At 71.9% G+C, this 14133-nt stretch carries 15 protein-coding genes; 7 read left to right on the forward strand and 8 right to left on the reverse strand.

What is annotated here, in order from left to right:
* Positions 1–391 precede the first annotated feature (391 nt).
* A complete protein-coding gene (locus tag ACZ404_RS02185) occupies positions 392–862 on the forward strand; it encodes a DUF5709 domain-containing protein (RefSeq protein WP_468435360.1) in 471 nt (156 codons plus the stop codon).
* A gap of 78 nt (positions 863–940) precedes the next feature.
* Positions 941–1204, forward strand: coding sequence for a type B 50S ribosomal protein L31 (locus ACZ404_RS02190; protein ID WP_468435361.1), 264 nt, complete (start codon positions 941–943; stop codon positions 1202–1204).
* A gap of 14 nt (positions 1205–1218) precedes the next feature.
* On the opposite strand, the gene ACZ404_RS02195 is transcribed toward ACZ404_RS02190, so the two are convergent.
* A complete protein-coding gene (locus ACZ404_RS02195) occupies positions 1219–2013 on the reverse strand; it encodes a metal-dependent hydrolase (protein WP_468435362.1) in 795 nt (264 codons plus the stop codon).
* A 145-nt stretch (positions 2014–2158) separates the two neighbouring features.
* Between ACZ404_RS02195 and ACZ404_RS02200 the strand changes: the two genes are divergently transcribed.
* Together ACZ404_RS02200 and ACZ404_RS02205 are read left to right on the forward strand one after the other, a co-directional pair.
* Positions 2159–4672 carry a DEAD/DEAH box helicase gene (locus tag ACZ404_RS02200; RefSeq protein ID WP_468435363.1) on the forward strand — a complete coding sequence of 838 codons (2514 nt, stop codon included), beginning with the start codon at positions 2159–2161 and terminating at the stop codon, positions 4670–4672.
* 19 nt (positions 4673–4691) lie between these two features.
* A complete protein-coding gene (locus tag ACZ404_RS02205) occupies positions 4692–5561 on the forward strand; it encodes an acyl-CoA thioesterase (protein WP_468435364.1) in 870 nt (289 codons plus the stop codon).
* A gap of 69 nt (positions 5562–5630) precedes the next feature.
* Here the strand turns inward: ACZ404_RS02205 and ACZ404_RS02210 are convergent, their stop codons facing one another.
* Together ACZ404_RS02210 and ACZ404_RS02215 are read right to left on the reverse strand one after the other, a co-directional pair.
* Positions 5631–6605: a DUF6397 family protein gene (locus ACZ404_RS02210; protein ID WP_468435365.1), complete on the reverse strand. Its 975-nt coding sequence runs from the start codon at positions 6603–6605 to the stop codon at positions 5631–5633.
* Between the two features lie 138 nt (positions 6606–6743).
* On the reverse strand, positions 6744–7157 hold the full coding sequence (locus ACZ404_RS02215) for a roadblock/LC7 domain-containing protein (protein ID WP_468435366.1): 414 nt from the start codon (positions 7155–7157) through the stop codon (positions 6744–6746).
* A 92-nt stretch (positions 7158–7249) separates the two neighbouring features.
* Between ACZ404_RS02215 and ACZ404_RS02220 the strand changes: the two genes are divergently transcribed.
* Complete coding sequence (locus tag ACZ404_RS02220; RefSeq protein ID WP_468435367.1) at positions 7250–7678, forward strand: PPOX class F420-dependent oxidoreductase; 429 nt, start codon at positions 7250–7252, stop codon at positions 7676–7678.
* 3 nt (positions 7679–7681) lie between these two features.
* On the opposite strand, the gene ACZ404_RS02225 is transcribed toward ACZ404_RS02220, so the two are convergent.
* From ACZ404_RS02225 to ACZ404_RS02245, 5 genes are all read right to left on the reverse strand, one after another.
* Positions 7682–8284 (reverse strand): GTP-binding protein, encoded by a 603-nt coding sequence (locus ACZ404_RS02225; protein WP_468435368.1) that lies wholly within the window; start codon positions 8282–8284, stop codon positions 7682–7684.
* Between the two features lie 224 nt (positions 8285–8508).
* Positions 8509–8922 carry a DUF742 domain-containing protein gene (locus ACZ404_RS02230; protein ID WP_468435369.1) on the reverse strand — a complete coding sequence of 138 codons (414 nt, stop codon included), beginning with the start codon at positions 8920–8922 and terminating at the stop codon, positions 8509–8511.
* 18 nt (positions 8923–8940) lie between these two features.
* On the reverse strand, positions 8941–9378 hold the full coding sequence (locus tag ACZ404_RS02235; RefSeq protein ID WP_468435370.1) for a roadblock/LC7 domain-containing protein: 438 nt from the start codon (positions 9376–9378) through the stop codon (positions 8941–8943).
* Complete coding sequence (locus tag ACZ404_RS02240; protein WP_468435371.1) at positions 9375–11885, reverse strand: sensor histidine kinase; 2511 nt, start codon at positions 11883–11885, stop codon at positions 9375–9377. Before ACZ404_RS02240 ends, ACZ404_RS02235 begins: the two co-directional genes overlap by 4 nt.
* Before the next feature lie 133 nt (positions 11886–12018).
* Positions 12019–12792, reverse strand: coding sequence for an MHYT domain-containing protein (locus ACZ404_RS02245; protein WP_468435372.1), 774 nt, complete (start codon positions 12790–12792; stop codon positions 12019–12021).
* Positions 12793–12944: 152 nt separating this feature from the next.
* On the opposite strand from ACZ404_RS02245, the gene ACZ404_RS02250 reads away from it, so the two are divergent.
* Positions 12945–13544, forward strand: coding sequence for a class I SAM-dependent methyltransferase (locus tag ACZ404_RS02250; protein ID WP_468435373.1), 600 nt, complete (start codon positions 12945–12947; stop codon positions 13542–13544).
* Between the two features lie 227 nt (positions 13545–13771).
* Positions 13772–14068, forward strand: a complete 297-nt coding sequence (locus ACZ404_RS02255) for a hypothetical protein (RefSeq protein WP_468435374.1) — start codon at positions 13772–13774, stop codon at positions 14066–14068.
* The last annotated feature ends 65 nt before the right edge of the window (positions 14069–14133 follow it).

A 14133-nucleotide genomic window follows, 5' to 3' on the forward strand; every position in this document is an offset into this window, starting at 1 on the left:
CCCTTTCGTCCTTGACCGTGGGGACCGCGTCGGCGGGCTGGGCCCGGGCGCGTGGCGCCGGGTTGCGCTGTGCTGTCGGGTCCCGGTGGCACGGGCGCATCCGGGCGGAGGGCGGTGTCAGGGCCCGGCGCCATGGGCGTCCCCCGGCGGAGGGTGCCGTCAAGCCTCGGTTGCGGGGCGCCGGACGGTCCCGGCGGGGGTGCCGTGGCCGTGGCGGGTCGCCGTGCCGTTGCGCGGTGGCGAACAGGGGTGGAAGGCTGGAGAGCGGCACCGGCTCGGGGAACGGCCGGGGACTCTCCGGTTCCCGCCGTGTGCACCCTGTGCCGAGCGTGCCGGCGGCGCGCAGCCTCTCGCCGGGGCACGAGGCCGCCCTCACCACCTGGAGGTACCCGTGGACAGCGCCGACGGATGGGGGGATGACGTCTACCAGCCCGATCCCTCGGAGATCCGGGAGGACTCGGGTGTGCTCGACGTCGAGGACACACTGGACTTCGACGGCGTCGAGGACCCGCTCGACCGGGGCTGGTCCCCTCCCGAGCGGCCGTGGGCGGTGGAGCACACCGGAGTGACGGCGCGGGAGCGCCAGACCGGGGAGACGCTGGACCAGCGGCTCTCCGAGGAACTGCCGGACACCGCCGCACCGGACGGCGACGGTCTCGGTGACTGCGACAGCACGGACGGGGAACTCCTCGACAACGAGGTCGGTGCCCTGCGCTCCGGCCGCCTGGTCGCCCCCGACGAAGGGGCGCACGAGGACGAGGAGAGCGCCCTGGTCGCCACCGACGTCGGTATCGACGGCGCCGCCGCCTCCGCCGAGGAGGCCGCGATGCACATCGTCGACGAGGACACCCTGCCCGGCTGATCCGGATCGCCGGGGCGCCCCCGACGAGGCGGGCGGCCCGGACGCCCCCTGCCCGACCGCCTCGCCCGAGGAGCCGCCATGCAGCAGGACAAGCACCCCGACTACCAGCCCGTGGTCTTCCGCGACCGCGCCGCCGGTTACGCCTTCCTCACCCGGTCCACCGCGCGCAGCGAGCAGACCATCGAGTGGGACGACGGCGAGACCTACCCGGTGATCGACGTGGAGATCTCCTCCGAGAGCCACCCCTTCTACACGGGCAAGGCCCGCACGGTGGACACCGAAGGCCGCATCGCCCGGTTCGAGCGCCGGTACGGCGGGGCGGACACGGGCGGGACGGCCTGACCGCCCGGGGTGCCTCAGATCACGTTGAGCGCGGCGGCACAGCCCACGCCGCCGAGCAGCATGAAGACCGGCATGAGCACCCTCAGCTCGACCCAGCTGCCTGCCCGGAACCGCATGATCTTCGGCGGCCCCACCGGGTACCAGCGCTTGCGGCCCAGCGGGATCGGCCACAGGATCGGGCAGCCGGAGACCGTCAGCGCGTCCCCGATGTCGTGCACCAGGGCGCCCAGGACGATCGGCAGCCCCAGCCAGAGGTACTCCTGCCCGGGTGCGGTGAACAGCCAGTTCGAGCCATTGCCCGGCTTGTCCAGGATCCCCGCCAGGATCCAGGCGCTGGTGGCCGCGAGCAGCCACACCAGGACGTCGCTGCTGGAACCCCGGGCCGCCCGCCACAGCAGGCCCTCGATCGCCAGCACCATGTGCACGAAGAGGATCGCCAGCACCGCCCAGCGGCCGCCGGCGATCGCCGCCGCCGAGCTGCCCGCCCCGATGAGAACCGCCCACAGCCAGGTGTGCGTGAGCGTGCGATGGCCGCCGGAGCGGCGCGCGTCGCCCTTCATCCTGGTCGCCTTGTAGACCGCGTACGACAGCTTGTCCACGATCTCGCAGATCCAGCGCGAGACCGGCCCGAAGGCCCGTGAGATGGTGGCCGCCCTGTGGTCGAGATCCGGGGCGAGCGCGGCGCCGGCGCAGATCAGCGCCCCGACCAGGAGGACCGGCCAGGGCATCGGGTGCCCGGCCGCGGCGGCGGCCGCCCCGACGCCGAGCCAGGCCGCGGCCCCCGACAGTGAGTGTGCTGGTCCCATCATGGCCGCTTCCCGCCCCATTCCTCGTGTGCCGCTGTCCAGTTGACCTGGTGCGCTGACGCGTTGTCGGCGAGACAGCGTAGCGGCCATGATCTTGGCGTCCGCAGCCGATTCCCCTCTCGGGGAGAAGGCCAGGCAAGATGGGGGCGTGACCCTCATCGATCAGCTGCCGCCGACCGCCGACCCCGACGCCCTGTACGAAGCCTTCGAGTCGTGGGCGCAGGAGCGCGGTCTCACCCTCTATCCCCACCAGGAGGAGGCGCTGATCGAGGTGGTCTCCGGGGCGAACGTGATCGTCTCGACGCCCACCGGGTCCGGCAAGAGCATGATCGCCGCGGGTGCGCACTTCGCCGCGCTGGCCCGGGACGAGGTCACCTTCTACACCGCCCCGATCAAGGCCCTGGTGTCGGAGAAGTTCTTCGAGCTGTGCAAGCTGTTCGGCACCGAGAACGTCGGCATGCTCACCGGCGACGCCTCCGTGAACGCCGACGCGCCCGTGATCTGCTGCACCGCCGAGGTGCTGGCGTCGATCGCGCTGCGCGACGGCAAGCAGGCGGACGTCGGCCAGGTCGTCATGGACGAGTTCCACTTCTACGCCGAGGGTGACCGAGGATGGGCCTGGCAGATCCCGCTGCTGGAGCTCCCCCAGGCGCAGTTCATCCTGATGTCGGCCACGTTGGGTGATGTGTCGTTCTTCGAGAAGGACCTCACCCGCCGCACCGGCCGCCCCACCGCGGTGGTCCGCTCGGCCACCCGTCCCGTGCCGCTCTCCTACGAGTACCAGTACACCCCGCTCACCGAGACGCTCACGGATCTGCTGGAGAGCAAGCAGGCGCCGGTGTACATCGTGCACTTCACCCAGGCGCAGGCCGTGGAGCGGGCACAGGCTCTGATGAGCATCAACATGTGCTCGCGCGAGGAGAAGGACCAGATCGCCGAGCTGATCGGCAACTTCCGCTTCACCACCAAGTTCGGCCGCAACCTCTCCCGTTACGTCCGGCACGGCATCGGCGTCCACCACGCCGGCATGCTGCCCAAGTACCGGCGCCTGGTGGAAAAGCTCGCGCAGGCCGGTCTGCTGAAGGTCATCTGCGGCACCGACACGCTCGGTGTGGGCGTCAACGTGCCCATTCGCACGGTCCTGTTCACGGCTCTGACCAAGTACGACGGCAGCCGGGTGCGCACCCTGCGCGCCCGCGAGTTCCACCAGATCGCGGGCCGCGCCGGCCGGGCCGGATTCGACACCGCAGGGCTCGTGGTGGCCCAGGCCCCCGAACACGTCATCGAGAACGAGAAGGCTCTCGCCAAGGCGGGCGACGATCCGAAGAAGCGCCGCAAGGTGGTGCGCAAGAAGGCACCGGAGGGGTTCGTCGCCTGGACGGAGAACACCTTCCAGAAGCTGATCGAGTCGGAACCGGAGCCGCTGACGTCGCGGTTCCGGGTGACGCACACGATGCTGCTGTCGGTGATCGCACGGCCCGGCAACGCCTTCGAGGCGATGCGCCACCTGCTGGAGGACAACCACGAGCCGCGCAGGCAGCAACTGCGGCACATCCGCCGGGCGATCGCCATCTACCGCTCGCTGCTGGACGGCGGGATCGTGGAGAAGTTGGAGAAGCCGGACGCCGAGGGCCGGATCGTCCGGCTCACGGTCGATCTCCAGCAGGACTTCGCGCTGAACCAGCCGCTGTCCACGTTCGCGCTCGCCGCGTTCGAACTCCTCGACCCGGAGTCGCCGTCCTACGCCCTGGACATGCTCTCCGTCGTCGAGTCCACGCTGGACGACCCGCGCCAGATCCTCGTCGCGCAGCAGAACAAGGCACGTGGCGAGGCCGTGGCCGCCATGAAGGCCGACGGCGTCGAGTACGAGGAGCGCATGGAGCGCCTCCAGGACATCACGTACCCCAAGCCCCTGGAGGAGCTGCTCTTCCACGCGTACAACACCTACCGCAAGAGTCACCCCTGGGTCGGTGACCACCCGCTGTCGCCGAAGTCGGTCGTCCGGGACATGTACGAACGAGCGCTTTCGTTCACGGAGCTGGTGTCCTTCTACGAGCTGGCCCGCACCGAGGGCATCGTGCTGCGCTACCTGGCGAGCGCCTACAAGACCCTCGACCACACCATCCCGGACGACCTGAAGTCCGAGGATCTGCAGGATCTGATCGAGTGGCTCGGCGAGATGGTCCGCCAGGTGGACTCCAGCCTGCTGGACGAGTGGGAGCAGCTGGCCAATCCGGCGGAGATGACCGCCGAGGAGGCCCAGGAGAAGGCCGACGAGGTCAAGCCGGTCACCACCAACGCGCGCGCCTTCCGGGTCCTGGTCCGCAACGCCCTGTTCCGCCGCGTGGAGCTGGCCGCTCTGGACCAGGTCGAGACGCTGGGCGAGATGGACGGCGAGTACGGCTGGGACGCCGAGGCCTGGGGCGCGGCGATGGACAGGTACTGGGACGAGTACGACGACCTCGGCACCGGTCCCGACGCCCGTGGCCCCAAGCTGCTGGTGATCAAGGAGGAGCCGGAGAACGGTCTGTGGCGCGTGCGCCAGATCTTCGACGATCCGGGCGGCGACCACGACTGGGGCATCAGCGCGGAGATCGACCTGGCGGCCTCCGACGCCGAGGGACGTGCGGTCGTGCGTGTCACCGATGTCGGCCAGCTGTGACCACAGGAGAATCCCACCGATGACGACGAATCCGGCCGAGAGACTGGTCGACCTGCTCGACCTGGAGCGGATCGAGGTCAACATCTTCCGTGGCCGCAGCCCGCACGAGTCCCTGCAGCGGGTCTTCGGCGGGCAGGTGGCGGGCCAGGCGATGGTCGCGGCCGGGCGCACCACGGACGGCGACCGCCCGGTGCACTCGCTGCACGCGTACTTCCTGCGTCCGGGCCGGCCGGGCGTTCCGATCGTGTACCAGGTGGAACGGGTCCGCGACGGGCGGTCGTTCACCACGCGCCGGGTCACGGCCGTGCAGCAGGGCCGCACGATCTTCAATCTGACCGCCTCCTTTCACAAGCCTGAGGAAGGACCGTTCGAGCACCAGCTGCCGCCGGCCCGCGAGGTGCCGGACCCGGAGACGCTGCCTACGGTGACCGAGGAGATCCGCAAGCATCTCGGCGCGCTGCCGGAGCAGTTGGAGCGGATGGCGCGCCGCCAGCCCTTCGACATCCGCTACGTCGACCGGCTGCGCTGGAACGCCGAGGAGATCCAGGGGGCCGAGCCGCGCAGCGCCGTCTGGATGCGCGCGGTGGGACCGCTGGGCGACGACCCTCTGGTGCACACGTGCGCGCTGACCTACGCCAGTGACATGACCCTCCTGGACGCCGTCCGCATCCCGGTCGAGCCCCTGTGGGGCCGGCGCGGCTTCGACATGGCGTCGCTGGACCACGCCATGTGGTTCCACCGGCCGTTTCGCGCGGACGAGTGGTTCCTCTACGACCAGGAGTCCCCGATCGCCACCGGCGGGCGCGGTCTGGCCCGGGGCCGCATCTACGACCTGCAGGGACGGCTGCTCGTCTCGGTCGTCCAGGAGGGCCTGTTCCGGGCCCTGTAGGGGAGTGTGCCCGGCCTGCAGCCCTGCTGGGCCGCACGCGGGTCCCTGATGCCTTGCGGCATGGGAACTTCAGACGCCTGCGAGCCGGGGGCTTCTGCGGCGCAGCCACTTCCGCAGCCCACGACTCGGCCGCTGCCCCTCCGTGCCGCCGGCCTCGTGCACCGGCTCGGGCTCCCGGGGTGCGGCCCGCGGGACCGGCGGCACTGCGGGCACGGCGTGAGGTGCGGTCGGTCGATGCGTCCGCCCGGTGTGCCGTGGGGTCGGGCGCCGGGAGGTCGTCTGCGCGCGTGCCTCCTGCATCGCGTGGGCCAGGTCGCTGCGCAGCCAGCCGATCTCGTCGGGGTCCTGGGCCGTCATGAGTTCGTCGGCGAGGTGCGCGGAGGGAGATCCGGGGGCGCCCTGATGAGGCGGTGCCGGCCGGAAGCGGTTCAACTCGGCCCGTTCATCAGGGTTGCGCACGACGTCGGCCACCTCTGCGGGCGGGAGGAAGGCGGCCACGGTTCCGGCCCGGGCCCAGGGACTCTCGGCCTGGCGCAGCAGGAAGCCGAGGTGCCGTCCCCGCCAGTTGCGGGCGCGCAGGTCCACGCCGGCCGCCACCTGGCTCCGCAGCGTCTCGGGGGTGCGTCCCTTGAGCAGGTGAGCATGCTCCGCACCGGCCGTGAACTGCCGTAGCTCCTCGGCCAGGTACAGCCAGACCACGGCCCGGTAGCGGTTGAGATAGAAGCGCACCGGCACCAGCAGCCCGAGGCGGGCGAGCCGGGTGAACCGGCCCGCGGAGATCTCCATGAGGGCGGCCCCCTCCGCGGTTCCCACGACCTGGACGCGCTCCCGGAGACTCTCCGGGAAGCCCTCCTGGCCGCGCAGCCGGTCGATCTCGGCGCGCTCGACCCGGCGGCCCCCGCCACCGCCCTCGTCGGGCACGGTGCGGATGCGGCCTAGGTGCACGGCGAAATCGAACTCGCTGCGCTTGAGCTCCAGTTCACGAGCGGCGCGGCTCGGTGCGCAGGTGCCGGATCGGGTCGGAACGAAGGTGCTTGCCGACATGGTCGTACTCCCCAGTGGAGCGGGTGGCTCACGCCCTGTGCGTTCGCCGTGCACCCACCGTAGCCGCTTCGGCACATGCCGCGGCGAGCCTGTGGACAACTCCCTGGTGGTGCCGTATTCGCAGGTCAGCGGCCTGTGTCAGAGGTCTTGGGCGGAGGCCTGGTCGGGTTTGCGGGCGTCCACGCCGAGGTGCTCGCCGACGCGGTTGACGAGGAGGGTCATCTCGTAGGCGATCTGGCCGATGTCGGCCTCGGCCCCGCTGAGCACGCACAGACAGCTGCCGGTACCCGCGGCGGTCACGAACAGCACGGCGTCGTCGTACTCGATCATCGTCTGGCGCACTCTGCCCGCACCGAAGTGGCGTCCCGAACCCTTCGCCAGGCTGTGCAGACCGGACGCGACGGCGGCCAGGTGCTCGGCGTCCTCCCGGCGCAGCCCCGTGCTCGCTGCCGTGACCAGTCCGTCGTTGGACAGCACCAGTGCGTGCCGCACGTGGTCCACCCGCTCGGTCAGATCGTCCAGGAGCCACCCGAGACCCTGGTTCTGCGCCATGTTCCGTCTCCCCGTGTGATGTCTCCCCCTGGCTGGAGGATCTGACCGCCAGCCTTCCCCACGACCGGCGTCCGGGCAAGCAGGATGGGCGTATGGCACAGAAGATGACCGATGAGGAATGGCGGGCGTTCGTCTCGAACGGCACCCGAACCGGCAAGCTGTCCACCGTCAGCGCCGATGGGAGCCCGCATGTGGCCCCGATCTGGTTTCTGCTGGACGGTGACGAACTGGTCTTCAACACGGGCAAGAAGACCGTGAAAGGGCGCAATCTTGCCCGTGACGGACGGATCGCCCTGTGTGTGGACGACGACCGGCCACCGTTTCATTTCGTGGTGCTGAGCGGGCGCGCCCGGCTGTCGGAGGACCTGGACGAGATGCGGCACTGGGCCACGCGCATCGCCGCCCGGTACATGGGCGAGGAGCGCGCCGAGGAGTACGGCGCCCGCAACGGTGTCCCGGGTGAACTGCTGGTCCGGGTGACGGTGGAGAAGGCCGTGGCGGTGAAGGACCTTGCCGACTGAGGCTCAGCCGACCGAGTCGAGGAGCCGGGCGGTGTGCATCCGCCCGGCGTACTCGACCAGGCGGATCAGCACCTCCTTGCCGGAGTTCCGGTCCCGCGCGTCGCACAGCACCACCGGGGTGCCGTGGTCGAGGTCGAGGGCCCGGCAGACGTCGTCGGCGCCGTAGTTGCGCGCTCCGGCGAAGCAGTTGACGGCCACGACGAACGGGATGCGCCGGTGCTCGAAGTAGTCGACGGCCGGGAAGCAGTCCTCCAGGCGGCGGGTGTCGGCAAGGACGACGGCGCCGAGGGCTCCCTGGGAGAGCTCGTCCCACAGGAACCAGAAGCGGTCCTGCCCGGGCGTGCCGAAGAGGTACAGGGACAGGCCGGAGCGGATCGTGATGCGCCCGAAGTCCATGGCGACGGTCGTCGTGACCTTCTGGTCGACGCCGTCGGTGTCGTCCACCAACTGACCTGCTTCGCTCAGCAGTTCCTCGGTGCGCAGCGGGCGGATCTCGCTGACGGCGCCGACAAGGGTCGTCTTGCCGACACCGAAGCCGCCGGCGACCAGTATCTTCAGCGCCAGGGCGGACGTGTCGCCCGCGGCGCCGGAGTGCTCGGAGACCATGATCACTTCTCTCGGGAGGGCCGGCTGCGGTCGGTGGCTGGATACTCGGATGGCTCGAACGGCTCGAAGTGCTCGGAGCAGGAAGTCAGCATCATGACAAGTCCAGGGCGCCCGCGAGGAGTTCTACCGGAATACACCTGATGTGAACGGATCGTGCGCGCTTGGAGGTGCAACGCGCACGGAACGGAGTGCGGCTGGGCGCCGGTTGGCTTGTGCACGTTCATCTACAGCGCCCGCAGTCCTTCGATGACCTCGCGCAGAATCCGTTCGTCCGGCAGGTGCGCCGGCGGCACCGGGCGGCTGACGGTGACGCAGCCCAGCTCCAGGAGGTCACCGAGGAGGACCCTGACCACTCCCACCGGCAGGTCCGCGCCGGCGGCGAGTTCGGCGACGGACTGCGTCTCGACGCGGCACAGGGCGATCAGCGACCGGTGTTCGGGACCGAGCGCGGTGTCGTCGTCCATCGCCGGTGCGGCGGGGTCCAGAGTGACGAGGGCGATCAGGTCGAAGCGCACTCCGGTGGGGCCGGGCTGGGTACGTCCGCCGGTCATGGCGTAGGGACGGACCAGGGGGCCGGCCTCGCCGTCGTACCACTGGCTGCCCTGCTCGCGCGGGCCGCCGTTCGGGTTCTCGGTCATCGGTGCCGCCCTTCCGGTTCATCCGGCGGCGGGCGGCTGGGCGGCGACGCGCGGCGCGGAGTACAGGTGCTCGCCCACACGCTTGACCAGGCGTGCCATCTCGTAGGCGACCAGTCCGATGTCGGCGGTGACAGCCGTGAGCACGGCGAGGCAGGAGCCTTCGCCCGCGGCTGCCACGAAGAGGAAGGCGTCGTCCATCTCCACCATGGTCTGGCGTACGCCGCCCGCTCCGAAGTGCCGGCCGGCGCCCTTGGCGAGGCTGTTGAAGCCGGAGGCCACGGCCGCCAGGTGCTCCGCGTCCTCCCGTGCGAGGCCGGTGGACGCGCCGACGGCCAGGCCGTCGTTGGACAGCACGACGGCGTGCCGTACCTCGCTCACCCGCATCACCAGGTCGTCCAGCAGCCAGTCCAGTTCGCCGGATCGCTGGGCGGCCCTCATGTTCGGATCCTGGATCATGCCGGGTCTCCTTCGGTGCTGTGACTGCCCGTTTCGGGTTCCGGGGCGGCTGCGCGGCCGGGCTGCCTGCCGCCACCGCGGGCCCAGCCCTCCCGGTAGGCCGCCATGCGGTCCCGTACGAGTTCGGGGGTGCGCCGGCCGTCGTCCCGCGGCCCGGCGTCCGGCACCGGCTCCTCGGGGCGCTGGTGGCGGAGCTGGGGCGCGAGGCTCGCCTGGCGTACTCGGCGCGGCAGGTCGTCGGAGGGCTCGGAGTCGCTCGGCGGGTGGTGCGGCCTCAAGGCGGTGACTCCGGGGGGCGGGGGTTCGTGCGGGGGCGTCGAGGGGGCCGGGGCGGTGGCCGCGAGGGCGGGACGCCCGATCTGCGCGGCGACCGACGGCGTCGGCGCGTCGGGCACGCGCGCGTAGACGCGCGGCGGCTCCGGCTGTGCCGGTGTCTCCCGGTGTACGGCGTGTTCGGCGGACCCCGTGTGCAGCAGGGCGGTGGGCAGCAGGACGACGGCGGTGGTGCCGCCGTACGGGGAGGTACGCAGGTGCACCTTGATGCCGTGCCGGGAGGCGAGCCTGCTGACGACGAACAGGCCGAGGCGGTCGCTGTCGAACAGGTCGAGGGCCTCGGACTGCTCGATGCGCCGGTTGGCCTCCGCGAGGGTCTCGCCGCCCATGCCGAGGCCCCGGTCCTCGACCTCCAGGGCGTAGCCGTTGCCGACGGGTTCGCCGGTGACGCGCACGCGCGTGTGGGGCGGTGAGAACTGGGCGGCGTTCTCCACGAGCTCGGCGAGCAGGTGGGTGAGGTCGGCCACCGCCGCGCCGACGACGGACGCCTCCGGGAGCTGGCGCACCTCCACGCGCGCGTAGTCCTCGACTTCGGAGACGGCCGCGCGGACGACGTTGGTGAGGGACACGGGCATGCGCCAGGCCCGGCCGGGTGCCGCTCCGGAGAGGATGATCAGGCTCTCGGCATGGCGCCGCATCCGAGTGGTCAGGTGGTCTAGCCGGAAGAGGTCGCTCAGTTCGTCGGGATCGTCGGAGCGCCGTTCCATGCTGTCCAGGAGGCTGAGCTGGCGGTGGACCAGGACCTGGCTGCGGCGGGCGAGGTTGACGAAGACGCCGGAGATGCCGCTGGCGAGTTCGGCGCGTTCCACGGCGGCGCTGAGGGCGGCGCGGTGGACGGTGGTCAGGGCTTCGGCGACCTGGCCGGTCTCGTCCTCCGCGGGTGGTCCGGCGGGCGCCTCCGCCTCGATGTCGATCTCCTCGCCCGCGCGCAGTTTTCGCATCGCCGCGGGGAGTTTGCGGCGGGCGATCTCCAGGGCGTCGTTGCGCAGGCTGACCAGTTCCACCACCAGGCCGCGTCCGATGCGGACCGAGATGACGAGCGAGGCGGCGACGGCGGCGAGGCCGAACAGGACAGCGGCGCCCGCCGGGCTGAGCAGACCGCGGGTGAACGGGTCGGCGCGGCCCGCGACGGCTCGCCCGGTGTCGGCAGCGATGGTCCTCATGCCGTCCTGCACGCGCGCGTGGGCGGTGCCCCACGGGCTCGTCGGCCCGGTGTCGACGGCCTTGGCGGCGGGCCCGCCACCGAGGACCCGGTCCTCGGTGGCGGTGAGAACGGTGTAGCCGCTGCTGTCGGCGAGGTCGCGCCAGGCGGCGCGCTGCGCGTCGGGAAGGTCGGCGACGGCTGCCTCGACGAGGGTGCGGCGCGTGGCGACGGCCGCGCCGAACAGCCGCATCCGTTCGCCCTGGAGGTTGCCGGCCGGCCGGGCGCTGCCGAGGACGGCGTCCTCCTGGGCGAGCGCCTCGGCGGCGCGGGAGAACTCGAGCAGCACGCGCGCGTCGGAGCCGACGTCGGCCTGCTGGATTCCCGTCAGGGCGCCGTCCACCGCGAAGGCCGTCCCGATGGTCTTCGTGTACTGGGCGTAGACCTCGCTCCAGCCCGCCTCGTGGGCGCGCACGGCGGCCCGCAGCGGGCGCAGGTGCTCGGCCCCGGTGACGAAGGCCTCGAGGCGTTCTGCGATCCCCGCGGGCAGTTCCTGGCTGTCGGCGACGGTGTGGCCGTTGCCGAGCCGCAGCCCGGCCACCGCGCGGTCGGTCCGGGCGGCCAGGGCGTCGAGGTCGTCGCCGCTTCCCGCCCCCGGGTCGGCGGCGTGGGCCACTGCGGCGGCGCGCTCGGTCTGCAGGGCGGTGACGGCCGCGGCCACCGGTCCGCGCAGGTCGGTGTCGACCTGCTGCGACTGGCGCAGCCGGGCCACGTCCTGGGCGGTGCTGACGGTGGCGTAGGCCCACAGCGCGAGCAGGGAGACGACGGGCACCATCAGCAGGCAGACCACCTTGGCGCGCACCGTGCGGGGGCGTGTGTGCCAGCGGCCTGCGGGCGCGTGGTCGGGCTGCGCGTCGAGGGGCAGGTCCACGCTCTCGTCGGCCGGTGGCCCGGCGTGGGCGCGGCGGCCGCGCGGCGGGGCCGGGGACTGCTCCGGGTCGCCGGCTTGCGGAATGCTACGGGGTGGGCGCATGGCCTCCTCGCTCGGGACGTGGGTCGGGGCTGCGGGGCGGGCCGCTGCGGACTGGCGGCGGGGCCCGGCCCGTACGGGCGGTTGAGTCCGGTTCGGGTCCGTGCCGGGCAGCAGGGTCCGGGCCGGGCTCGCGCTATCCGGTGGCGCCCTGGACGGGCCGCTGGGCCGAGGCGGACGCCGCACGCTCGTCGGCCGTGGGCGAGAGGGCGACGAAGGCCGAGGTGAGGAACAAGTAGGACCCGAGGCCGACGGCGAGGGGGAAGATGAACTGCATCGCCGTGGCCCCGGGCAGCGCCTGGCCGGAGGGGGTGACGCGCACGCTCACCGCGAACATCCCGGTGTAGTGCATGCTGCTGACGGCCGCTCCCATGACGAGGGAGGCGAGGGTGACCGCGAGGGGTGACTTGATGTTGAGCCCCGCCCACAGGGCCGCGGTCGCCGCCACGACGGCGATCAGGACCGACAGTCCGACGAGGACGGGGTCGTAGGTCACGTCGCCGTGCAGCCGTACCGCCGCCATCCCCAGGTAGTGCATGCTGGCGACGCCCACCCCGGTGGTGAGTCCGCCGAGGAGAAGGGCCCGGTTGCGGTCCCGGCTGTAGCCGACGGCGAAGACGCCGGCGCAGACGACGACCATGGCGACGACGAGGCTGAGGATGGTCAGCGGCACGTCGTAGCGGATGTCGGTGCCGGAGACGCGGAAGCCGAGCATGGCCACGAAGTGCATGGTCCAGATGCCCGTGCCGATCGCGGAGGCGGCGGTGACGAGCCAGTTGCGGCGCGAGCGGCCGGTGGTGGCCAGGGCCCGCACGGTGCAGCGCAGCCCCAGTGCGGCGCCTATGCAGGCCATCAGGTACGACAGAGCGGGGGTCAGCCAGCCGAAGGCGGCGTGGTCCAGGTGTCCCATGGCCCCGGGACGCTAGCCGGGGCAGGGGCGTGCAAAGGGAGCGCATTTCGAAAGGTGTTGGAATATGACACAGAGATGCGAAGGAACGATCGCCTCCCGCTCGAACATGCGCGCAGGAGTATCCCCCGTGCCGGTGAGGGATCATGCCCCACATGAGTGACGACCACACACACGTCCAGGAGTTCTTCACCGCCCGCGCGGCCGACTGGGACAGCAGGTTCCCCGACGACGGCCCCGCCTACGCGGCCGCCGTGGCCGACCTCGGGCTGCGGCCGGGCGACCGCGTGCTCGACGCGGGCTGTGGCACGGGCCGTGCGCTGCCCGCCCTGCGGGCCGCCGTGGGGCCCTCCGGGGTGGTGGCCGGGGCGGACCTGACTCCTGCGATGCTGCAGGCCGCCGTTCGGGCCGGCCGGGACCGGGACGGGTGCCTGCTGCTCGCCGACGTCGCCGCGCTGCCGCTGCGGTCGCAGTCGCTGGACGCCGTGTTCGCGGCAGGCCTGATCGCACACCTGCCGCAGCCCGCGGAGAACCTGCGGGAACTGGCCCGTGTGGTGCGCCCGGGAGGCACGCTCGCACTCTTCCACCCCATCGGCCGCGCCGCCCTCGCGGCCCGACAGGGCCGCCGGATCACCCCGGACGACCTGCGCGCCGAGGCGAACCTGAGCCCCCTGCTCGCCCGCGCGGGATGGCGCATGACGTCGTACGTCGACGAGGACCACCGCTTCCTCGCACTGGCGGAGCGCAACACCTGACGCACGCGCCGCTCAAGGCTCGGGGCGGCCACGGGACGGGAAATTCGAACGGCATGGGGACCGACGCGTTGCACGAGGGCCCGCCGCGGAGTCCGTTCACTGGCCACTCGGGCCGCTCCGAGGGCTTCGGCATTTCGCCCTCTTCTGCTCGTGAAGCTTCAACTCTACGTTGAAGAGCAGCAGATGGGCGATCAGCGAGGACGCCGCCCAGAGAGAAGGTGGAGCAGATGTTCGACGCGATGCGCAAGTACGCCACCCGGTTCCGTACCTCTTCGGGCGCGGAGGCGGCGGGAGGCCGGGATCGGCGTGCACACAACTTGTTCGAAGCCGCGGCCGCGTATGTGGCGGCCCGGGCGGAGGACGACCAGGACCGGATCGACGAGACGGCGGCCTGGGTGTCGCCGGAGGCGCTGTCGTTCGGGGTGAGCGAACTGGCGTGCCGGGCCGTCATCGCGCTCGCCCGCGAGCGCGACCAGACGCCCGGGACGGTGGCTCGCGATCTCCTGGGGCTGCCGACGGCCTGAACAGCCCGCCGATCCGCGGTCGATTCGCCCCCCTCCAGGTGGAAACCTGCAGCTCCGCGTGGTGT

It is taken from the genome of Streptomyces sp. NPDC030798, assembly GCF_055572275.1.

What these genes read in the sequence shown, in the direction of transcription:
- ACZ404_RS02190 (WP_468435361.1), top strand. Translation starts at nt 941, where the DNA reads ATGCAGCAGGACAAGCACCCCGACTACCAGCCCGTGGTCTTCCGCGAC.
- ACZ404_RS02195 (WP_468435362.1), bottom strand. Translation starts at nt 2,013, where the DNA reads ATGATGGGACCAGCACACTCACTGTCGGGGGCCGCGGCCTGGCTCGGC.
- ACZ404_RS02205 (WP_468435364.1), top strand. Translation starts at nt 4,692, where the DNA reads ATGACGACGAATCCGGCCGAGAGACTGGTCGACCTGCTCGACCTGGAG.
- ACZ404_RS02210 (WP_468435365.1), bottom strand. Translation starts at nt 6,605, where the DNA reads ATGTCGGCAAGCACCTTCGTTCCGACCCGATCCGGCACCTGCGCACCG.
- ACZ404_RS02215 (WP_468435366.1), bottom strand. Translation starts at nt 7,157, where the DNA reads ATGGCGCAGAACCAGGGTCTCGGGTGGCTCCTGGACGATCTGACCGAG.
- ACZ404_RS02220 (WP_468435367.1), top strand. Translation starts at nt 7,250, where the DNA reads ATGGCACAGAAGATGACCGATGAGGAATGGCGGGCGTTCGTCTCGAAC.
- ACZ404_RS02225 (WP_468435368.1), bottom strand. Translation starts at nt 8,284, where the DNA reads ATGGTCTCCGAGCACTCCGGCGCCGCGGGCGACACGTCCGCCCTGGCG.
- ACZ404_RS02230 (WP_468435369.1), bottom strand. Translation starts at nt 8,922, where the DNA reads ATGACCGAGAACCCGAACGGCGGCCCGCGCGAGCAGGGCAGCCAGTGG.
- ACZ404_RS02235 (WP_468435370.1), bottom strand. Translation starts at nt 9,378, where the DNA reads ATGATCCAGGATCCGAACATGAGGGCCGCCCAGCGATCCGGCGAACTG.
- ACZ404_RS02240 (WP_468435371.1), bottom strand. Translation starts at nt 11,885, where the DNA reads ATGCGCCCACCCCGTAGCATTCCGCAAGCCGGCGACCCGGAGCAGTCC.
- ACZ404_RS02245 (WP_468435372.1), bottom strand. Translation starts at nt 12,792, where the DNA reads ATGGGACACCTGGACCACGCCGCCTTCGGCTGGCTGACCCCCGCTCTG.
- ACZ404_RS02250 (WP_468435373.1), top strand. Translation starts at nt 12,945, where the DNA reads ATGAGTGACGACCACACACACGTCCAGGAGTTCTTCACCGCCCGCGCG.
- ACZ404_RS02255 (WP_468435374.1), top strand. Translation starts at nt 13,772, where the DNA reads ATGTTCGACGCGATGCGCAAGTACGCCACCCGGTTCCGTACCTCTTCG.